Origin of the sequence: Pedobacter aquatilis (genome assembly GCF_032678405.1) — a bacterium.
GTDB classification, from domain to species: Bacteria; Bacteroidota; Bacteroidia; order Sphingobacteriales; family Sphingobacteriaceae; genus Pedobacter; species Pedobacter aquatilis_A.
This window is the reverse complement of sequence record NZ_JAVTSJ010000001.1, coordinates 1,193,180-1,214,573: the sequence shown is the minus strand read 5'-3', so window position 1 is coordinate 1,214,573 and position 21,394 is coordinate 1,193,180. Positions and strand designations below refer to the sequence as shown.

Annotated in this window: 18 protein-coding genes; 11 read left to right on the top strand and 7 right to left on the bottom strand. The window is 38.8% G+C overall.

Annotated features, from left to right (window positions below):
- Nucleotides 1-30 precede the first annotated feature (30 nt).
- The gene (locus R2R71_RS05035; RefSeq protein ID WP_316830158.1) at nucleotides 31-663 is read left to right on the top strand and encodes a Uma2 family endonuclease; all 633 of its coding nucleotides are present in this window, start codon (nucleotides 31-33) and stop codon (nucleotides 661-663) included.
- 10 nt (nucleotides 664-673) lie between these two features.
- Here the strand turns inward: R2R71_RS05035 and R2R71_RS05030 are convergent, their stop codons facing one another.
- Nucleotides 674-883 carry a DUF6434 domain-containing protein gene (locus R2R71_RS05030; RefSeq protein ID WP_316830157.1) on the bottom strand — a complete coding sequence of 70 codons (210 nt, stop codon included), beginning with the start codon at nucleotides 881-883 and terminating at the stop codon, nucleotides 674-676.
- Between the two features lie 273 nt (nucleotides 884-1,156).
- Here R2R71_RS05030 and R2R71_RS05025 point away from each other — a divergent pair, with 273 nt between their 5' ends.
- The 3 genes from R2R71_RS05025 (at nucleotide 1,157) to R2R71_RS05015 (ending at nucleotide 6,995) form a co-directional block, all read left to right on the top strand.
- The gene (locus tag R2R71_RS05025; RefSeq protein ID WP_316830156.1) at nucleotides 1,157-3,877 is read left to right on the top strand and encodes a valine--tRNA ligase; all 2,721 of its coding nucleotides are present in this window, start codon (nucleotides 1,157-1,159) and stop codon (nucleotides 3,875-3,877) included.
- Between the two features lie 310 nt (nucleotides 3,878-4,187).
- Nucleotides 4,188-5,543, top strand: a complete 1,356-nt coding sequence (locus R2R71_RS05020; protein ID WP_316830155.1) for a Gfo/Idh/MocA family protein — start codon at nucleotides 4,188-4,190, stop codon at nucleotides 5,541-5,543.
- Nucleotides 5,544-5,630: 87 nt separating this feature from the next.
- Nucleotides 5,631-6,995 carry a DUF1080 domain-containing protein gene (locus R2R71_RS05015; RefSeq protein ID WP_316830154.1) on the top strand — a complete coding sequence of 455 codons (1,365 nt, stop codon included), beginning with the start codon at nucleotides 5,631-5,633 and terminating at the stop codon, nucleotides 6,993-6,995.
- 4 nt (nucleotides 6,996-6,999) lie between these two features.
- Here R2R71_RS05015 and R2R71_RS05010 read toward each other — a convergent pair whose 3' ends face one another.
- Together R2R71_RS05010 and R2R71_RS05005 are read right to left on the bottom strand one after the other, a co-directional pair.
- Nucleotides 7,000-7,137, bottom strand: coding sequence for a hypothetical protein (locus R2R71_RS05010; protein WP_316830153.1), 138 nt, complete (start codon nucleotides 7,135-7,137; stop codon nucleotides 7,000-7,002).
- Nucleotides 7,138-7,143: 6 nt separating this feature from the next.
- Complete coding sequence (locus tag R2R71_RS05005; RefSeq protein WP_316830152.1) at nucleotides 7,144-7,350, bottom strand: hypothetical protein; 207 nt, start codon at nucleotides 7,348-7,350, stop codon at nucleotides 7,144-7,146.
- Between the two features lie 5 nt (nucleotides 7,351-7,355).
- On the opposite strand from R2R71_RS05005, the gene R2R71_RS05000 reads away from it, so the two are divergent.
- Nucleotides 7,356-8,555 carry a Gfo/Idh/MocA family oxidoreductase gene (locus tag R2R71_RS05000; RefSeq protein ID WP_316830151.1) on the top strand — a complete coding sequence of 400 codons (1,200 nt, stop codon included), beginning with the start codon at nucleotides 7,356-7,358 and terminating at the stop codon, nucleotides 8,553-8,555.
- Nucleotides 8,556-8,659: 104 nt separating this feature from the next.
- Here R2R71_RS05000 and R2R71_RS04995 read toward each other — a convergent pair whose 3' ends face one another.
- On the bottom strand, nucleotides 8,660-9,118 hold the full coding sequence (locus tag R2R71_RS04995; protein ID WP_316830150.1) for a type I restriction enzyme HsdR N-terminal domain-containing protein: 459 nt from the start codon (nucleotides 9,116-9,118) through the stop codon (nucleotides 8,660-8,662).
- A gap of 125 nt (nucleotides 9,119-9,243) precedes the next feature.
- On the opposite strand from R2R71_RS04995, the gene holA reads away from it, so the two are divergent.
- From holA to R2R71_RS04980, 3 genes are all read left to right on the top strand, one after another.
- A complete protein-coding gene (holA, locus tag R2R71_RS04990; RefSeq protein ID WP_316830149.1) occupies nucleotides 9,244-10,266 on the top strand; it encodes a DNA polymerase III subunit delta in 1,023 nt (340 codons plus the stop codon).
- A gap of 80 nt (nucleotides 10,267-10,346) precedes the next feature.
- Nucleotides 10,347-10,706 carry a VOC family protein gene (locus R2R71_RS04985; protein WP_316830148.1) on the top strand — a complete coding sequence of 120 codons (360 nt, stop codon included), beginning with the start codon at nucleotides 10,347-10,349 and terminating at the stop codon, nucleotides 10,704-10,706.
- Between the two features lie 117 nt (nucleotides 10,707-10,823).
- The gene (locus R2R71_RS04980; protein WP_316830147.1) at nucleotides 10,824-13,397 is read left to right on the top strand and encodes a zinc-dependent metalloprotease; all 2,574 of its coding nucleotides are present in this window, start codon (nucleotides 10,824-10,826) and stop codon (nucleotides 13,395-13,397) included.
- Nucleotides 13,398-13,540: 143 nt separating this feature from the next.
- Here R2R71_RS04980 and R2R71_RS04975 read toward each other — a convergent pair whose 3' ends face one another.
- Entirely contained in the window at nucleotides 13,541-13,921 is a 381-nt protein-coding gene (locus R2R71_RS04975) for a hypothetical protein (RefSeq protein ID WP_316830146.1), read from the bottom strand.
- 547 nt (nucleotides 13,922-14,468) lie between these two features.
- On the opposite strand from R2R71_RS04975, the gene R2R71_RS04970 reads away from it, so the two are divergent.
- Both R2R71_RS04970 and R2R71_RS04965 read left to right on the top strand, forming a co-directional pair.
- On the top strand, nucleotides 14,469-17,231 hold the full coding sequence (locus R2R71_RS04970) for an outer membrane beta-barrel protein (protein WP_316830145.1): 2,763 nt from the start codon (nucleotides 14,469-14,471) through the stop codon (nucleotides 17,229-17,231).
- A gap of 126 nt (nucleotides 17,232-17,357) precedes the next feature.
- On the top strand, nucleotides 17,358-17,762 hold the full coding sequence (locus tag R2R71_RS04965; protein WP_316830144.1) for an EVE domain-containing protein: 405 nt from the start codon (nucleotides 17,358-17,360) through the stop codon (nucleotides 17,760-17,762).
- Here the strand turns inward: R2R71_RS04965 and R2R71_RS04960 are convergent, their stop codons facing one another.
- Nucleotides 17,763-18,950 carry a cation:proton antiporter gene (locus R2R71_RS04960; RefSeq protein ID WP_316830143.1) on the bottom strand — a complete coding sequence of 396 codons (1,188 nt, stop codon included), beginning with the start codon at nucleotides 18,948-18,950 and terminating at the stop codon, nucleotides 17,763-17,765.
- A 68-nt stretch (nucleotides 18,951-19,018) separates the two neighbouring features.
- Nucleotides 19,019-19,540 (bottom strand): acyl-CoA thioesterase, encoded by a 522-nt coding sequence (locus tag R2R71_RS04955; protein ID WP_316830142.1) that lies wholly within the window; start codon nucleotides 19,538-19,540, stop codon nucleotides 19,019-19,021.
- A gap of 361 nt (nucleotides 19,541-19,901) precedes the next feature.
- Here R2R71_RS04955 and R2R71_RS04950 point away from each other — a divergent pair, with 361 nt between their 5' ends.
- A complete protein-coding gene (locus R2R71_RS04950) occupies nucleotides 19,902-21,392 on the top strand; it encodes an alpha-amylase (RefSeq protein WP_316830141.1) in 1,491 nt (496 codons plus the stop codon).
- Nucleotides 21,393-21,394 lie beyond the last annotated feature (2 nt).

Sequence of the window (21,394 nt, the reverse complement as noted above, 5' to 3'; positions counted from 1 at the left end):
TTTTTACTATAATTTTTAGTATATTTGATTGTGAGCGAGCACAAACCATATCCTGTTTTAAATGATGAGCCGATAAGGCAATTCAATGAAATTGATGCATCCTTAACTTACAGCTATTCTAACTATTTAAACTGGCTGTTTCCTGAACGCGTGGAGTTAATTAACGGGAAAGTTTTTGAAATGAGTCCTGCACCTTCGAGAGTTCATCAAGAAGTTTCCAGAAACTTGCTAAAAGCTTTTATTAATTTTCTTGATAAAAAATCATGTAAAGTTTATTCAGCACCTTTCGATGTACGTTTCCCAAAGGAAAGTAAGGCAGATAAAGACGTATATACTGTTCTCCAGCCAGATATCTGTGTAGTTTGCGATAGGAGTAAACTAGATGCCCGCGGTTGTATTGGCGCACCTGATCTGGTTGTTGAAATCCTTTCGCCCGGCAATACAAAAATGGAGTTGCTGCATAAATATAAGGTTTACGAAGAGTTTGGTGTTAAGGAGTATTGGGTGGTAAGCCAAAGCGATCAAAGTATTTTGATTTACACATTAAATGAACTTGGAAAGTTCCAACCATCGAAAATATTTACACTGAGTGAAAAAATTACTTCAACTGTCTTGCCAGGCTTTGAATTAAAGCTAGATGATGTATTTGAAGATTTGGACTAAAGGACTTTTTTTATAAATGATGTATTCTAAACTCCTCAACAGCATCTTTTAAAGTTTTACCTTCATTTTCTTTGAACCAAGCCATAAAAAAGCGGTTGTTTTTCCAGCCGCTGCCAAAATGAGTGTAAAAATATCGGCGCACATTCTGTGTGTTTTTATAATTATTGGTAATCAATGTTTCATCTGTTAGTGGTGCCGAATGCCAATCGAATTTACTCATAAACCAATTTGAGAAATTAATTTTGAATTTGGTAGTTTTTTATTTTGTGCATAAACAGAATTTTCTAAACCCGATTGTAGTGGAAATACTTTTTAAATCGCAATACTCGAATATTCAGCATGACAGTCCCATTAAAAAGATTGAAACGAAAAGCGGGACTAACCTTAAAATGAAATGCTGAATTAGCTTTTCGGAAAAATAAAACCCCTGCTTGCCGCTTTAGTATTTCAGCTTTGAGCTTAATTAGCTATTTTTGGGCTTTTAATATAATTCATGAGCATTTCCACCAAGTACAACCCTGCAGAAACAGAAGATAAATGGTATAGCTACTGGCTATCGAAAAAGTTTTTTCACTCAGAACCTGATGAGCGTGAGCCTTACACTATCGTAATTCCGCCGCCAAATGTTACCGGAGTGCTGCACATGGGGCACATGCTAAACAACACTATTCAGGATGTTCTAATTCGTAAAGCCCGTATGCAAGGCAAAAATGCCTGCTGGGTTCCCGGAACTGATCATGCTTCGATTGCTACAGAAGCAAAGGTTGTGGCCATGTTAAAAGAACAAGGCATTAATAAAAAAGACCTTTCACGCGATGAGTTTTTGAAATATGCATGGGAATGGAAAGAAAAATATGGTGGTATTATTTTAGAGCAGCTAAAAAAATTGGGCGCCAGCTGCGATTGGGACCGTACTCGTTTTACAATGGAGGACGACCTTTCTGAAGCTGTTGTCGATTCGTTCATTCACCTGTACAAAAAAGGCTGGATTTATCGCGGAATCCGTATGGTAAACTGGGACCCGGCAGGTAAAACGGCCGTTTCTGATGAAGAAGTAATCCGTAAGGAAGTAAACCAGAAGTTGTATTACATAAGATATAATATTGTTAGTCCGAAAGTCGGAAAGTCGGATGATATTGATGCCAAATCTTCTGACTCCGGACTTCAGACTCCAGACTACTTAGTTGTTGCAACTACGCGTCCGGAAACGATTATGGCCGATGCGGCGATTTGTATTAATCCTAACGATGAACGTTTTGCACATTTAAAAGGCAAAAAGGTTTTCGTGCCCTTGGTTAACCACGAAATTCCGGTAATTGAAGATGAATATGTTGATATTGAGTTTGGTACAGGTTGCTTAAAAGTTACACCCGCACACGATTTGAACGATTATGAACTGGGAGTTAAACATAATTTGCCCGTTACAGATATTTTAAATGATGACGGAACTTTAAATGAGCTAGCCGTAATTTTGGTAGGGGAGGACCGATTTGTTGCCCGTAAAAAAATTGCTAAACTATTGGATGAAGCTGGTCATTTAGAAAAGGTTGAAGATTATAAATCGCAGGTAGGTTTTTCAGAACGTACCGACGCAGCTATTGAACCAAAACTTTCGATGCAGTGGTTTGTGAAAATGAAAGAATTGGCGCAACCAGCTTTAGACGATGTTTTAAATGGTGAAGTAAACCTGATTCCAAATAAATTTGAAAACACGTATCGCCACTGGATGGAGAATGTTCGCGATTGGAACATTTCCCGTCAGCTGTGGTGGGGCCAACGCATTCCTGCCTGGTACGATGATAAAGGAAATTGGGTGGTTGCCAAAACTAAAGACGAAGCTTTAGAAGAATTCTGGAAGAAAAAGCACCTTGATGAAAGCTGTTCAGACACAGAAAAAGCAGGTTTTAAACACCAGTTAGTGCCATTTTTAAAACAGGATGAAGATGTAATGGACACCTGGTTTTCATCATGGTTATGGCCGATTTCGGTTTTCGATGGCTTTAAAAATCCTGATAATAAAGATATAAATTATTATTACCCAACCAACGATTTGGTTACTGCACCAGAAATTATGTTTTTCTGGGTGGCGCGTATGATCATGGCCGGACACGAGTTTATGGGGAAAAAACCATTTACAAATGTTTACTTAACAGGTATCGTTCGCGATAAACTAGGACGTAAAATGTCTAAATCGTTAGGTAATTCGCCTGATCCGATTGGCTTGATCGAAAAGTACGGTGCCGATGCAGTTCGTGTTGGTATGTTAATGTCATCACCAGCAGGAAACGATTTAATGTTTGATGAAAGTTACTGCGAACAAGGCCGTAATTTCGCGTCGAAAATTTGGAATGCTTTCCGTTTGGTTAAAGGTTGGGAAGTTGATGAAAACCTAGAAAATCCAAATACTCAGGCAATTTCATGGTTTGAAAACCGTTTCAGTGCTGCATTGGTAGAAATTGAAGATAACTTTAAGCAATACCGTTTATCGGAAGCTTTAATGACCACTTATAAATTGGTTTGGGACGACTTCTGTGCCTGGTACCTGGAGATGGTTAAACCTGCTTATCAGCAACCAATTGATGCAGAAAGCTACAAGGCAACGGTTGGTTTCTTCGAACAGATTATTAAGTTATTGCACCCGAATATGCCTTTCTTAACAGAAGAATTATGGCACGACGATTTGTTTGGTACACGGGATGAGATGGATTGCTGTATTGTTGCTGAATATCCTAAGGCAGCCACAATTGACGAACAACTGTTAAAAGATGCTGAAGTGATTAAAACAGTAGTTGCCGAAATCAGGAATGTCCGTAACCAGAAACAAATTTCTCCAAAAGAAGCATTACCTTTAAGTCTGAAAGTAAACTCAGATATCGATTACGAAAAATGGTTAAATATTGTTTTCAAACTGGCAAATGTATCCGAAGCCGAAATCGTAAACGATAAAATTGTTGGCGCTACTGCTTTTATGGCTGGTAAAGATGAATTCTTTATTCCCTTAACAGAGAATATCGATGTTGATGCCGAGCGCAGCCGCTTAAATGCCGATCTGGTTTATCTGCAAGGATTCTTAAAATCGGTTGATGCGAAATTGAGCAATGAGCGTTTCGTGCAGAATGCAAAACCTGAGATTATTGCTAACGAACGCAATAAAAAAGCCGATGCTGAAGCTAAAATCAAAATCATTGAGGAGAGCCTGGCTGTATTAGGATAGGTTATTTATATAATTAACAAAAACCCTTTTAGAAATCAGCAGCTAAGAGGGTTTTTTGTTTACTCACTATTTTACCCAAAAAATTATTTCAAACGTTTTCCTAGTTTTCCGAAGTCCCATATTTAGGGTAAAAAATGCCGTTCTCAATGGTTTTATTAATGATATTGAAAACGAGGCCGAAATTAGGTTTTAAAGGTTTCAAAAATATTACCTGCTATGATTAATGGTTTATTTTTTTAAACCATATTTTAGGATTATAAAACGGTTTATGTGTTAGCCGTTTGCTATTTAATCTAACCTAATATTTGCTATGGAAAATTCCAGAAGAAAATTCATTAAACAATCTGCAATATTTGCTGCGGCAACCTATGCCGGTACAATGGGTATGAGTGCTAAGAGTTATGGCCGTATAATTGGCGCTAACGACAGGGTGCGTGTAGGCGTTGTTGGATTTTCTGACCGCTTTAAAGATACCTTGTTGCCTTGTTTCTTAAACCACAATAAAGAATTAAACTTCGATATTGTTGGTCTTTCCGATTTGTGGAACTACCGCAGGGATTTAGGTATTGCCCATTTGAAAGAAAAATTCGGCCACGATATTAAAGCTTGCCGAAATAACGATGAGCTTTATGCAACAAAAGATTTGGATGCGGTGATTATTAGTACGGCCGATTTTCAACATGCTTTGCATACCATCGAAGCGGTTAAAGCCAATTGCGATGCTTATGTAGAAAAACCCTTTGCCGAAACAATGGACGACGCTAAGGCGGCATTAAAAGCTGTTAAAGCGACTGATCGAATTGTACAGATAGGTTCACAACGCAGAAGCGGAGAAAATTACGCCAATGCCGCTAAATTTATTCAGGAAGGTAAATTCGGACCAATTACTGCAGTAGATTTGGTTTGGAATGTAAACCAGCCCGGACGCTGGCGCCGCCCTGATTTGGTAGCGAAGCTTAAAGATGAAGATATCGACTGGAAAAGGTTTTTATTAAACCGCCCAACAGAAGCGTTCGACCCAAGAAAATACCTGGAATATCGTTTATTCTGGCCTTATTCATCAGGGATGCCTGGTCAGTGGATGTCGCACCAGATTGATACTGTTCACTGGTTTACCAATTTGAAACACCCTCGCAGTGTTGTAGCCAATGGTGGTATTTACACCTGGAAAGATGGCCGCAGGAACTGGGATTCGATGGTTGCTGTTTTTGATTATGGCCAGCCAAATAGTCAGGATGGTTTTCAGGTTACTTTTACATCGAGAATGCAAAACAGTGTAGGCGATGTTGGCGAGGTTTACTACTCAAATGGTGGCGAGCTTAATTTAATCACGAATAAAGTTTCGCCAAAGGGCGGATTAAGAGAACGCGAAGCCGCTGCAATGGGCTTAAAAGCTAACCTTCTGCCTGAGTTTGATTTAAGTAAAAGCGAAATAAAGGCGGCCACAGGTGCAAACATGGGTGGCGATGCATTAACCTCTGGCCACATGCGCAACTGGATGGAATGTGTGCGTAGCCGTAAAACGCCAAATGCACCGGTTGAAGCTGGTTATTCACATTCAATTGCAAACATCATGACTAACGCTGCAGTACGCACCGGAGCGAAATCAACATTCGATGAAGGCAAACAAGAAGTAATGGCAAACGGAAAAGTTTTTAAATATTAAAATTAATAAAAATGCCATTGCGAGGTATTAAGCAATCTGGTTAAAAAAGATTGTTCATAGCCTCGTAATGACGACAAGTTCAAAATCATGTTAAAACTCAGAAAATATAGCATTTTAGCACTTTCACTAATCAGTTTAACTGCCGCTGCACAAAAATCTAAGCCCCTTTTCGATGGCAAAACCCTAACCGGATGGAAAGCCGTTGCAGGCGTTGCGCCCTATAAAGTAGAAGATGGAATGATTGTAGGCACAATGACAAAAGGCACCCCAAATTCCTTTTTAATTACTGAAAAAGAATACGGCGACTTTATTCTTGAACTGGACATCAAACTGGAAGGTGAAACCACCAATTCCGGAATTCAAACCCGTAGCCATATTAAACCGGAAGGCAATAACGGCAGGGGATTGGTTTATGGAAGACAAGTGGAAATCGACCCTACATCACGTGCGTGGACGGGCGGAATTTACGATGAAGCCCGACGCTTATGGCTTTATCCATTGGAGTTAAATACATCGGCCAAGCCGCTTTACAAAAAGAACGAATTTAACCACTACCGTATCGAAAATATCGGCAATGAACTTAAAACCTGGGTTAACGGAACACCTGTGGCCTATGTTATCGATACACTTGATAAATCAGGATTTATCGGTTTACAGGTGCATGGTATTGGTAATGAGTTAGGAAATGATGGCAAAAAAGTTTATTTCAAAAATATTAATATTCAAACGGAAGGTTTAAAGGCCAAAGCCTTTCCTAAAGGAATTTATACCGTTAATTTAACGCCAAATACCTTATCCGCTTACGAAAAATCGAATGGTTATAAACTTCTTTTCGATGGTAAAAGCAATGCTGGCTGGATAGGTGCTTACAAAACTGCTTTCCCTGAAAAAGGCTGGAAAATTGCCGATGGCGTAATCAGTGTTGAGCCTTCAGGAGGTGCTGAATCAACAAATGGTGGCGATATAGTTACTAAAGATGAATATGCAGCTTTCGATTTATCTTTCGAGTTTAAACTTACTCCAGGCGCAAACAGTGGTGTGAAATACTTTGTAACGCTAAGCGAAAATAATAAAGGATCTGCCATCGGCCTGGAATATCAGGTTCTGGATGATGTATTGCATCCTGATGCAAAATTAGGCAGAGATGGTAATCGCACCTTGGCATCGTTATACGATTTAATGACTGCTAAAAAAGAAGCCAGGTACCTTCGCCCAATCGGCAGCTGGAACAATGGCAGGGTTGTGGTCTATCCCGATAACAGAGTTGAGCACTACCTGAACGGTGTTAAAGTATTGGAGTATGTTCGAGGCTCGGAAGAGTTCAAAAAACTGGTTGCCATTAGCAAATACAAAGACTGGAAAAACTTCGGTGAGGCGCCTAAAGGTCATATCCTGCTTCAGGATCATGGTAATAAAGTAGATTTTAGAACCATAAAAATTAAGCAGCTGTAATAGATTAATTATTTGAAAAGGAGTGGTTCGTCAATATGGCGGCCACCAGCCCCGCTTTTCGTTTCAATCTTTTATAAACCGCTGTCATGCTGAAGAACGAAGAATCTGTTTCATAGGTTGCAGATGCTTCTTTCTTCAGCATGACAGCTTATTCAAGGTTACTGCAAATAAAAGTATTTCTACTACAATCGGGTTTATTGTTTTCCGGATTGTGCATTAAACAGCCAAAAGGACTGAAAGAATAAAATAGTTCGGTACTTGCATAAAAATATTCCGATATTTCATCGGAAATTAGAATGTTGGCAGAAACCAATAAAAGCAATTCAGGATTTTCGCTCCCCGAAATATCAATCATACACTATGCATCGTCGTTCCTTCATTAAAAAATCAGCATTATTTAGTACCGGTATTTTAGCAGCAGATTCTGCACTGGCCAGTTTATCCTTAAATCGCGAAAAAATAATCAACGTAGCCATGATTGGTTGTGGCGACCGGGGTAAAGGTGTACTTTCCGTAATCAAATCCATACCAGCAAAATTTAACATTGTTTCCTACTGCGATGTGTTGGATTTTCGTTTAGAGGAAACAAAAAAATACGTTCCGGATACAGCAAAGCCAGTAAAGGATTATAAGCAGGTTCTTGATAATAAAAGTATAGATGCTGTTTTTATAGCAACACCATTGAGCGAGCATTTTAAAATCGCTAAAGATGCCGTGCTTGCAGGTAAACATGTGTATGTAGAAAAAACAATGACTTACAACATTGCTCAGGCACTCGAGCTAAGAAGCCTGGTTTTAAAATATCCTAAACAAGTTTATCAGGTTGGTTATCAATATCGTTATTCGCCGCTTTATTTTAAGGTTAAAGACATGATTAAAAGTGGTTATCTTGGCGAGGTTTCGCAGGTAGATTGCCGCTGGGACAGAAACGGAAACTGGCGTAGAAAAGTAAATGACCCAAAACTTGAAAGGCAGATTAACTGGCGAATGTATAAAGCTTACTCGGGCGGTTTAGCTGCTGAGTTACTTTCGCACCAGATTGACTTTATTAACTGGGCTTTTGAAACCCAACCCGATACCATTGCCGGAACAGGTGGAATAGATGTTTTTAAAGATGGCAGGGAAACCTATGATAACATTCAGGCTATTTTACGCTATGAAAAAGCAGGAATGATTGGTAATTTCGGCGCCACCTGCGGTAATGCACACGATGGTTATCTGTTTAAAATTAAAGGAACAAAAGGTTCAGTATCTTTACTTACCAATACCGGGATTTTCTATCCTGAACAAGAAACGAAAAAAGAGTTAGGTATTGTAGATGGTGTAACCGGTGCAAGTAAAATTGTAGTGAATATAGATGGCGGTATCCCTATTCTGGAGAAACCAACAATTGATGGTACGAATTATGCCCTTGAAGAGTTTTACGAATCCATCATTTCAGGGAAATTCCCAGCCTCGAATGTGAAAACCGGAACCCAGGCAGCCATTTGTGTTGCCATGTGTAATGAAGCCATCTATTCTGGCAATAAACAAGTCTGGAAAACAGCGTATAATTTGTAAGGCGCTGTCATCCTGAGGTAGGAAGGATCTGTTTCGTTGCATGCAGATCCTTCGTGCCTCAGGATGAGAGCACTGGCTTTAAACAATCTACTATGGACATCTAATTACAAATCCTGATAATCTGGCATTTCTGGTGTAAACACAAAACTCCCTTTATCTAAATCCATTTTTGCATATACATGCTGTAAACCATTGGTCAGGACAATCCATTTAGCCTGATGGATGGAATTATAACGCGAAGCCTGTTCAAAAACTGCAGGCGTAATCTTAACTTTTGGGGCTTTGCATTCAATCAGCATTAATTTTTCGCCCGCGGTATTGTAAATTAAAATATCGCTTCGTTTTTGCAGCTGATTTAAAACCAGGCCACCTTCAATTTGAATAAGCGTTTTAGGGAACTTCCTGCTCAGAATCAAATGCTGAATAAAATGTTGCCGAACCCACTCTTCAGGCGTTAATACCAGGTGTTTTTTGCGTAATTCATCGAAAATAAAAACAACCTCATCCTTTTCAGTAATTCTGAAGGGATAAGCCGGAAGATTAAGTGGGGTGGGATTAAACATTTTTAAAAGACTAATTTTCTGGCAATATCCAACAGGAAACTGTCGGGCCAATTAATAGTGTCAAAGTTAATATTGTTTATAAACATTTAAGAAATCCTAAAAGCTAAATTGTAATTTTACAGGCAATGACTGCTGCCGAAATTATTAAAGATATTAAAGCCCGAAAGTTTAAACCCGTGTATTTGCTGCACGGGGAAGAAGCCTTTTACATCGACCAGGTAACCGAATATATCGAAGATAAATTGTTGAACGATGCCGAAAAAGGTTTCAATCAAACGGTTTTATATGGAAAAGACACCGATATGGCGACTGTTTTAGGCGCTGCAAAAAGGTACCCGATGATGTCGGATTATCAGGTGGTTATCGTTAAAGAAGCACAGGATTTAAAATGGGCAAAAGAGGAAGGGAATACTAAGGAAGCCGAATTTGTGCTTAGTTATTTTGAAAAACCCTTACCTAGTACCATCCTGGTACTGGCCTTTAAATATGCTAATTTTGATAAGCGGAAGAAAATTTACAAGGCCATAAGCAAAAGTGGTTTAATTTTTCAGTCAGACCCGGTTAGGGATTATAAGCTGGTACCCTGGATTGAAGACTTTGTAAAGGAAAAAGGTTATAAAATAGATCAGCAGGCATCTGCATTAATGGCTGAATATTTGGGTACTGACCTTTCTAAAATTGCCAATGAAATTGAAAAACTGATGCTTAATGTTGGTAAGGAAGTAACCATTAACACCGATTTAGTTCAGAAAAATATTGGCATTAGTAAGGAATATAATGTTTTCGAATTGCAGAAAGCCCTGGCTGTTCGTAATGTGCTCAAGTGCAACCAGATTATCGATTATTTTGCAAGCAACCCTAAAGCCAACCCAACGGTAATGGTTTTAGCCAATTTGGGTGGTTATTTTACCAAACTGTTGAAATACCATTATATACCCAATAAGGCCGATGCTGCTTCAGCTTTGGGGGTGCCACCTTTTTTTGTTAAGGATTACGAAGTGGCAGCCAGAAATTACAATACCGGTAAAGTTTTTCAAATTATCAGCCTGCTTCGCGAATACGATTTAAAAAGTAAAGGATTGGATAGCAGCGGGAATGTGGACGACGGCTCATTGTATAAAGAACTTATTTTTAAGATAATACACTAAAAAATAATAGCCGATAGGTTTAAATTATTTAATCGGGTAACCATTTAAACAACCTATTCAATTCAACAATTAATCAAAATATGCTGCAAGGATTAAGAACCATCGTTTATTATGTTGGCGATTTAGAAGCCGCCAAAGAATGGTATAAAAAGATATTTGAAATCGAACCATATTTCGACGAACCTTTTTACGTTGGATATAATGTTGGCGGATTTGAACTAGGCTTAAACCCCGATGATACTGGTTTTAGCAATGGTAATCACTCCATAACTTATTGGGGTGTTCAAAATATTAAGGAAACTTTTGAACGTTTTGAGGCCCTTGAAGTCGAAATCCACGAAAAACCTAATAATGTAGGTGATGAAATCTGGGTTGGCAGTATTTTCGATCCTTTCGGAAATGTAATTGGTATAATAGAAAACCCTGAATTTTCTTTATAGCATCATTTTTTTTATAAAAAGCGAGAAATAAAGTCTTTGTAACTTAAAAGTTATTTCAAATACAGTATCTGAATCTGCGTGCAGAGTATATTTACGCCAGAAATCAACTAATTTGTTATGAAGAAAAATTTACTCAGCATTTTATTTGCTGTTTCTGCCGTTACTTTTGCTCAGGCACAGGTAAGGCAGGGCGCTGGAGCACCAACTGATTCTACCAGAAGAGCACCAGGAGCTGCTCTTGGTTCAGGTGTTAGGGCGCAGCCAAAACCTTACGATCAGGTTATTACCAGTAAAACAACTACCCGAAAAGGAATGATAACCACGCATAGATTAGAAGATAAATTCTTCTTTGAAATTGCTGATTCTACCTTAGGAAGAGATATTTTAGTGGTAAGCCGGATATCAAAATCGGGTAGTGAAGTAAGGGCCGCACAAGGTTATGCCGGCGATCAAATCGGAAGTTCGGTTATCCGTTTCGAGAAAGGACCAAATAACCGCATTTTTATGCGTAAAATAAGTTATAGAACTTATGGCCCGGATAGTACAACTTCAATGTACCAATCACTAAAAAACTCAAATATCCAGGCTATTGCAGCTTCATTTAACATCGCGGCCTACACACCTGATAAAACGGGTAGTGTAATCGATGTAACCGATTACCTGAACAGCGATAACGATATCTTTTACTTCAGTTCGCCATTAGCAAAAACCCGTTTCAGGTTAGGTGCGCAGTTAGCCGACAGAAGCTACATTCAGAATCTAAGAAGTTTTCCAACCAACGTTGAAATAAGTACTGTTAAAACTTATGGTTTAACAGCGGCACCAAATCCTTTCGGTGGTGCTGCGCCAGCTGCAATGGCTGGTGGTGCTTCAGCTGGTTCATCAACCATCGAGTTAAATACATCATTGGTCATCCTTCCTAAAGTACCAATGAAAGCACGTTATTTTGATCCTCGTGTAGGTTATTTTGCTGTTGGTTATACCGATTTTGATTTAAATCCTCAGGGTGTTAAAGAAATTGAGCTGATTAAAAGATGGCGTTTAGAACCAAAACCACAGGATATGGCTAAATATAAACGCGGTGAATTGGTTGAGCCAATTAAACCGATTATTTTCTATATCGACCCGGCAACACCGAAAAAATGGATTCCATATTTAAAAGCAGGTGTTGATGATTGGGCTAAAGCATTCGAAAAAGCTGGCTTCAAAAATGCAATTATGGCAAAAGAAGCACCAACTTATAAACAAGATTCAACCTGGAGCATCGATGATGCCCGTCACTCGGCCATTGTTTACAAACCATCTGAAATTGCAAATGCAAGCGGACCAAGTATTTCTGATCCACGTAGTGGAGAAATTATGGAAAGCCACATCAACTGGTTCCATAACGTACAAAAACTTGTTCACGACTGGTACATGATTCAAACGGCAGCAGTTGATCCAAGAGCTCGCAAAATGACTTTCAGTGACGAATTAATGGGCGATTTAATACGTTTTGTTTCTTCGCACGAAGTTGGTCATACCTTAGGCTTACGTCATAATTATGGCTCGAGTTCAACTGTTCCAACAGAATTATTAAGGGATAAAAAATGGGTAGAAGCTAACGGTCATACGCCATCTATCATGGATTATGCCCGCTTCAACTATGTGGCGCAACCTGAAGATAATATTTCATCAAAAGGATTATATCCCCGCATTGGCGATTATGATAAATGGGCAATTGAGTGGGGTTACAAATATTTCCCTGAAACTAAAAATGCGCAACAGGAAGTGCCTATCTTAAATAAAATGACCATCGAATCGGCTAAAAACCGTAGGTTATGGTTCGGTACTGAAACTAATCCTGATGATCCGCATTCACAGAATGAAGATCTATCAGACAATGCGATGAAAGCCAGTACTTATGGAATCAAGAACTTAAAAGTTATTTTGAGCAACTTACCAACCTGGACTAAAGAGCCAGCTGATGGCTATGATAACCTTGCAAATATGTACAGCCAGTTAACTACTCAGTTTGGTCGTTATATGGGACACGTAGCAAAAAATATCGGAGGTATTTACGAAAATCCTAAAACAGTGGAGCAAGCTGGTCCGGTTTACGAACGTACGCCTGCAGCTACACAAAAAGAAGCAATGAACTTCTTGGATGTTCAGCTGTTTAAAACACCAACCTGGATGATCGATAAACCTATTCTTGATAATATCGACCAGAATGGGTTAGAAGTTGTGGGCAGGTTACAGAATACCACGCTTAGCAGGTTATTAGGAACAAGTACTTTAACAAAATTAATTTCGGCTGAAGCAGCTGATGGTGCAAGTGCTTATAAAATCACTGATTTATTTACTGATTTAGATGCTTCGATTTTTACTGAATTAAAAGCGAATCAACCTATTGATGTTTACAGAAGAAACCTGCAGAAACTTTATGTTGATAAATTAATTGCTATCGTTAAACCAGCGCCTGTACCAACTGCTGTGAATGCAATTTTAGCAGGTGGTGGCAGAGGTGGCGTCGTACAAGGTGGTTTATCTGCTTCACAAAGTGATGTACTCTCCGTTGTTAAAGGCGAGTTGAAATCTTTAAATACATTGATTAAAACCAGTGCAAATACCGCTACAGGTTTAAGCAAGTATCACCTGGAAGATTTATCAGGAAGAATTGATGATGCTTTAGACGCAAAAAGTAAATAATTAATTACTGGCGTTAAAAAAAGCTTTCTGAACTAAATTCAGGAAGCTTTTTTTATGTCTACACTTATTGACAGGTGGAACACTAATTCACTGCAAATACTTGGTTCATAACGATACGCTAGAAGGAGATTGGCAATGCTTAACTAGATTTGGTTAAAACCTAAAAAAACCAGGCCTACAAATACAATGGCAGCAGCATAACCCAGTACGCCTATTTTCTTATGGTGGCCAACTGCGTTAGCTTTTCTAATGTTTTTGTGAGCAGATTTACGGAATGCATTAACATAAACCGAATCGCTTAATAAAGACGCATTGCTGGTATTCAGGCTGGTAGGTTTAAAAAGATCAGATGATGAACTGCTTCTGTTTATTTTGAACCGTTTTAAATTTTCCTCACTCAATTTAAAGTTTTTCGCATCTTCAACCGCAATTCTCCTTAACGAATCGGGATTACTGTTTTGAGCAAATGCATTACTTGCTGTTAAGCAGCTTATTAACAGGATGAATGGGGCGATTCTAAACATTTCTAAAAATACAAATTTTCTAATATTCTTTATTTGATTACGCATTTTGAAATAAATAAAAGACACAATTGTCTGTAGTATTTAAAATACCGTTGTTACTCACTAACCTTGACCCGCTTTTGGCTTAACTTTTTCATATTTAAGTATAAAATATTTCGGTACAACCTATTTAACACTACTTTGAAACAAAAGTTTTTTTAACGATACAAAAAGTGCTTCTATCGACAGACGTTAAATTCTGAAAATTTTTGTGTTGATTTTTAGCCTGTTCAACTTATTCATTTTCAATTTTTAGAAATGAGTAGGAGCAAATCTTAATCATAAAACAATGAAACAGGCTAACAAACTTTTAATCTGCTGCAGCGTATTTTTCCTTGTGCTAGTTTGGATGATGTTAAAATAAGCAGCTTATCATCATTATATGAGATTAAGCATCATTATGCTTTTAGCACTTTTAAGTTTTATTTCATAAAGCACCACCGTCCGATGCAACAACCTAAGTATTTAGGTGTCTTCATAACAGAACTGACCATCAAAATCACTCTTTATGAAGCGCTATTTACTAAGTATTATTTTTATTCACCTATTTTTCTTTGCATTTTCTCAACAAAAAGGAGAGTTAACCGGGACGCTTACCGATTCTGCTACACATGCACCATTGGTTTATGCAACCGTGAGTGTTTACACAAGCGGCGATACCAGTTTGCTGGGTTATAAACTTAGCGATGAAAAAGGTTTTTTTAAGCTTACAGGCTTACCATTAGGGCAGTCGATAAGGCTTGTTATCACTTCAACAGGTTATTCAATTTTTAGAAAAGCAGTATTGCTAACTGCCGAAAAGCCAGCTACAGCTTTGGGTAAGTTATCGCTGGCAGCCTCTTCGGTAAATTTAGATGAGGTAATGATCAGGGCTGAGCGGCCTCCCGTAATGGTTAGAAAAGATACCATTGAGTTTAATGCTGCGGCCTTTAAAACTTTACCCGATGCCCTCGTTGAAGATTTATTGCGTAAGCTTCCAGGGGTAAGTGTAGATAAAGACGGTAATATTATGGTTAACGGGAAACGTGTTTCAACGATTTATGTAGACGGAAAAGACTTTTTTGGGGGTGATGTACGCATTGCATCGAAAAACCTGCCTGCCAATACTATCGATCGGGTTCAGGTGAGTAACGATCCTGAAGTGGTAAAAGCCAATCCGCTTATGGCCGAAGCGGATATCCCGCAGGTAATTAACCTGAAACTAAAACCAGGTATTAAGAAAGGCATTTTTGGGAAGTTATACGCCGGCGGCGGCGTAAAAGATAAATACGAACTTGGTGGCCTGGTAAACTTATTTCGTGATACCACGCAAATCAGCTTGCTAGGATATGGCAATAACCTGAATAAAGCCGCTTTTGCATTTACCGATATCCGTTCGGTGGGTGGCTTTGGCCGTGGGGGCTGGGGAAATGCGAATGGAAACGGAAATGGAGGTCTTTCTATTGATAAGGTTTCTTTTGGTGGTTTTGGTTCGGGTTTAATGAATTCTGCAGGGGGTGGAGGTAATTTTAATACAGTTATCAAGAAGAAAATCCAGTTTAACCTCAGCTATTTCTATGGACAGGTTAATTCGGATTACGACGAACTTAAAAATACAAGACAAACCTATAACGATACGGTACTCACCGCCAGGCAAAACCTTAAACAAACATCGGGCAATTTTGCCCACATGATCAGTTCGAAGGTTCAGTTTAAAGCCTCAGAAAATTTAGTAATCAGTTTTAAACCGACAGTAGTTTTCACAAAAGACCATATTAACGACCTAATAGATATCAATTCTTCATCAAACCAGCTGGGGCAGTTAAATACCAGTAAAAATAACCAGTTGACTAATAACAGCGGTTTAACTTATCTATCATGGTTAAACATTACGCCCACCTTTAAAAAGAAAGGTAGAAGCCTGTTTCTGACCAATTATACCAGTATAGAAGATATCAAAGGGAACCTGTTTAACAATGTGAACAGCATATTCTTTATGCCGCCATCGGTAAGTAATTTGGATCAGCTACGTAGAAATGATGCTAGGAATGCCTCGAACATGGTGTTGGGCAGGTACTCAGATATGCTAAAGGAAAACCTGATTTTCACTGCCGGTATCAATGCCACCTATTTTAACAATAAGAATGATATCGCCAGTTTTCTGTCCGATATGCTGAATGATTATACTATTATAATTCCTTCTGCAAGTGAAGATTTCTCGCGTGAAGGGTTAAGAAATGAGCTTAATACAGCCATCAGATGGAAACATAAGAAATTAAGCATAACGCCAGGACTTGGGATTGGGCTTTTCGATGCGAAGAATATTTTCAGCAGCGCTCCGGCCGTTGTACAGCATTTTAGCTTTTTCCTACCTAATTTAGAGCTAAGTCAGGGTGCTTTCAGCTTAAATTACCAGACAAGTTTCCGCGAGCCCAATATGCTCAACCTGCAGCCAGTAGCCAATAATACGAATCCCTTGTATATCCGTTATGGTAATCCCGATCTTAAGCCCTCATTTAGTAACTCGATAGCGCTTAGTGCCAGAAAATACGATACGAAGAGGAACTTTACCTATAATGCCAGCGCCAGTGGCACTTTTGTAGATAATGCTACTGTAGTTTCGAGAACAGTGAGCGCCACTGGCTTGCAAAGTTCGAAACCTGTGAATGTTAATGGAACCTGGAATCTTTCTGGTAGTTTTATGCTTCAAAAAGACTGGAAGCTACCCGATAATAAACAGATTTCGCTCCTGGTATCGGGTGGCGCTTCAATGAATGAAACCCTGGTATTGGTAAATAACGAACGTAGTGATGCACGGATTATCAGTTTAAGGCCTTCTACAGAAATCCGCATTAACCTGAATGATAAGTTTGAATACAACCAATCGTACACTTTTTCCAATTACCGCAGTATTTATCAAAGCCCTGAGTTTACTAACCAGTTAATTAATACCCACGATGCCAAAAGCGAACTGATTTATCGTTTTGGCAAAATTGTAATGGAAACCACGCTCGATTACCGCTATAACGGAAACCAGGTGCCAGGCTTACTGAAAAGTTATTATAAGTGGAATGCGGCAATTACCTACCTGTTTTTAAAGGGGAACCGCGGGCAATTGAAGTTCGCCGTGAACGATTTGCTAGACCAGAATATCATTGCTTCACGCTCAATACGTGAAAACCTGGTGGAAGATTTACAAGGCAGTACCATCAGAAGGTATGGTCTGGTAACTTTTACCTACAACATCAGAAATTTTGGTGAAAAAATCGGTGGTAGAAATAAACTTTTTTAGTAGATATCGATTTCAATGCAAATCTGTAATTCGCTTCCTGATAACATTATCTTTATGTATACTAATTTCTTTCAGATTTCTTAGTTTTGGACTTTAAGCATAAAAACAATTCTAAACACGGAATAAATGAAACATTGGTTAGTAAAGTCAGAACCTTTTAAATACAGCTGGGAAAAATTTAATAAAGATGGACGTACCTTTTGGGATGGTGTGCGTAATTACCAGGCACGAAACAACCTGAAAGAAATGAAAGAAGGCGATTTAGTGCTTTTTTACCACAGTAACGAGGGTAAAAATGTAGTTGGTATTGCCAAAGTGGTAAAAGAATTTTACCAGGACCCAACTACTGATGATGCAAACTGGGTGGTGGTAGATTTGGCTCCTGTAGAATCGTTAAAAAATCCGGTTTCACTGGAGCAGATTAAAGCTGAAGAAAGCCTGAAAGATATTTCTTTGGTTCGCCAGGGGCGGTTATCGGTAATGCCTTTAAAAGCTGAAGAATTTGATAAGATTTTAGAAATGGGTAGTTAATTAAACTACCCTTTCTTCAATTTTTCGCTTACTCAGCATTAAACCGAATGTCATAAAAACACTGGTTCCCAAAACCACCAGAAACAGGAATGAAGTACCCACTTCGGGCATTTTTAGCGATGCCGGCAAATTAAAGTACAACAAAATACTAATCAGTCCACGTGGCGCTACATACATAATTGGTGCCGCATTCCCCTTTTTAAAAGCTTTCAGAAAGATAAACCTGATGCCGTAAATGGCCAGCAATATAAACAAACCGTTCGCCAGGACAGGGAGATTATTTAATTCATAAACATTCATGGTAAAGCCAAATATTACGAAGAAAAATGTTCGTAAAATAAAGGCGCTTTCGGCTGATAATTGGTAAAGCTGGGCTAAATCGGCTGTTAAATTTTTATATAGAAACGTAGACCTAAACCAGAGGTTTTGGATAGTATCGGCATTGTTAAGAAATAAACCCGTACTTAAAATTAAAACCAGTGATGACAGGTGGTAAGACTGGCCTATGGCGTAAACTAAAATTAAGATGGAAATAATTAAGAAAAACTTAATGTGATGCACCAGTTTACCCATAATATACAAAAGCACAATACAGGCAACTGCTGAAAGGAAGATGATTAGGAAAGTGCTAAGCCCGAGGCCAATAAAAGCCGAGGTGGTAATGGAATGGTTTGAAATGGCAAAATTGAATAGGATAATGCCAAGAATATCAGAAAAAGAAGATTCATAAATAACAAATTCCCGGTCGTGTTTGCCCAATGCTGCTGCTGATGGAATGGCAATTGCCGAACTGATTACACTAAATGGAATTGCATTTGAGATACAGGAATATAAATCGCGGTGCGAAATCTGGTAAATAATCAGGGTAATAATGGTTGTGGTACCCAGTAAAATGCTTAAGGCAGAAAGAAAGGCACTCTTTATTATTTTATTTTTTTCTCGGTCGTATTTAAGTTCCAGCGAGCCTTCAAAAACGATTAAAATAAGCCCCACAGTACCAAGTGTAGGTAAAATGGACAGGAAGTTAAATGTTTGTATTTTTAAATAGCTTACCAGAAACCGAAGGCCAATACCCAGTAAAAGCAATAGTAATACCGAAGGTATTTTTGTTTTGCTGGCGACTAAATCAAACAGATAAGAGAAAATTACTAACCCGCTTAAGATAATAAGAATGGTATAAGTTGTCATATTTCCGGCGTTGGTAATTCGCTAAAATAGAACAAACATATTAACCGGCAAGAAGGTTTATGTAAAAATTATGCTTTAAAAAATAAGGCTTTAAGCTCGCTGGCGTCGTCAGGATTCATTTTGCCACCCAAAACCAGGCGTAACTGTCTGCGGCGTAAGGCACCATCAAAAAGGGCAATTTCATCTTCTGTTTCAGGGATTACTTCGGGCACAGGAATGGTACGGGCACTTTGGTCTACTGCAACGAAAGTATAATAAGCTTCGTTACTTTTCTGGCGAGCACCACTGGGAATGTTTTCTGCCCATACATCCAGCCGAACTTCAACCGAAGTATTGAAAGCACGGGTAACTTTAGCTTCGATGGTAATAACATCGCCAAGTTTTATGGGTTGTTTAAAAGAAACATTATCAACCGAAGCGGTTACAACAATTCGATTACAGTGCTTTTGAGCAGAAATTGCTGCGGCAATATCCATCCAATGCAGCAAACGACCACCCATAAGGTTGTTTAATGTGTTGGTATCGTTAGGGAGTACCAGCTCATTCATTATTGTAAAACTCTCTTTTGCAAATTTCTTCTTCAAACTCATAATATTGCGCAAAAATAAGCAAAATTGCCATAAAACCGTATTGCTATGCAAATTTTCGGCCATGTATTTTAGCCATTTATCCCGAACGTTTGTTAACTAAACCCGATTGAAATGAAAATACTTTTGATTTGCAATAACCTTTAATATTTTGTCATGCTGAGGCACGAAGCATCTGAAGCGATAAAATACATGCTTCGTTCCTCAGCACGACAGTAGTGGTTCAAAAGATTGAAATGAAAAGCGGGGCTGCACTAGCCAAAGCAGAAAGGCTTAAATTTTCAAAAAAAAAGCGTTTTATGATAATAATTTGAAAAACAATTGGGGTATAAGGATGTTGTGTTAGCATAAAAAATCGAAATTAATGCAGAACCAAACCATTATCCAGTTTTTTCACTGGTATTATAACGAAGAGCAAAATTTATGGACAAAGGTAGCGGCAGAAGCTGCCCATTTAAAAGAAGTTGGGGTAACATCGGTTTGGTTGCCGCCAGCCTATAAATCGAATAATGCAGCTTTTGATGTTGGTTATGCTGTTTACGATTTGTTTGATTTGGGCGAATTTGACCAGAAAGGCGCCGTGCACACGAAATATGGTACTAAAGATGAGTATATAAAAGCAATTGATGCCTTGCATGAACAGGGAATTGCTGCGCTTGCCGATATTGTTTTTAACCATAAGGCGGGTGGCGATGAACTGGAAAAAATTAAGGTGCGAACGGTAAACCCCGAAAATCGGAATGAGTTTACGAGCGATGTTTTTGAAATTGAAGCCTGGACGAAATTTACATTCCCGGGCAGGCAAGGGAAATATTCAGCGTTTATTTGGGATCATTTATGTTTCAGCGGTGTAGACTGGGCGGAAGATTTAAAGCAAAGCGCTATTTATTCAATTCAGAATTACCTGGGCGAAGGTTTTGAAAAAGTGCCTTCAACCGAGCTTGGTAATTACGATTACCTGATGTTTAATGATATTGATTACCGAAACCAGGCGGTTATTGATGAATTGAAATACTGGGGTGAATGGCTGGTTGAAACGACAAAAATTGATGGTTTTAGGTTGGATGCGGTAAAACACATAAACCCTGATTTTATCATTGAATGGTTAGACCATTTGAACACAAAATATAGCCGTGAGTTTTTTGTGGTTGCCGAAGATTGGAATGTGGTAGATATTGAAGGTCAGTTGGAATATATTGATATTACCGGTGGGCGGACGCAGATTTTTGACTCGCTGCTTCACCATAATTTTTACCTGGCAAGCCATGAAGACAACCAGTTTGATATGCGAACAATTTTCGATAAAACGTTGGTGCAGATTAAGCCCGAACTTGCGGTAACTTTTGTTGATAATCACGACTCGCAGCCTTTGCAGGCTTTAGAGTCTTATGTTGAGTTCTGGTTCAGGCCCCTGGCTTATGCCATTATCCTTTTACGCGAACAGGGAATACCTTGTCTTTTTTTTCCTGATTTATATGGCGGTATTTACGATGATAAAGATGCTGAAGGCGAAGAAGTACATGTTGAACTGGTGGCGTTACCTGAAGTGGAGACCATGAGTAAGATAAGGACAGCACTTGCCTATGGCTTTCAACGGGAACATTTTGACCACGGCAATTGCGTAGGCTGGACCCGCGAAGGTGATGATGAGCATGAAAATAGTGGTTTAGCCGTTTTGATGAGTACCGGTGAGGAAGGTTTTAAGGAAATGGAAATAGGAAAAAAATTTGCCGGTAAAACTTTTATCGACGCTTTAGGCCACCGTGAGCAGGAGGTTGTAATTGATGAAAATGGCTGGGCCGAATTCCATTGTAATGCCGGAAGTGTTTCCGTTTGGATATTAAAGATAGGCTAACA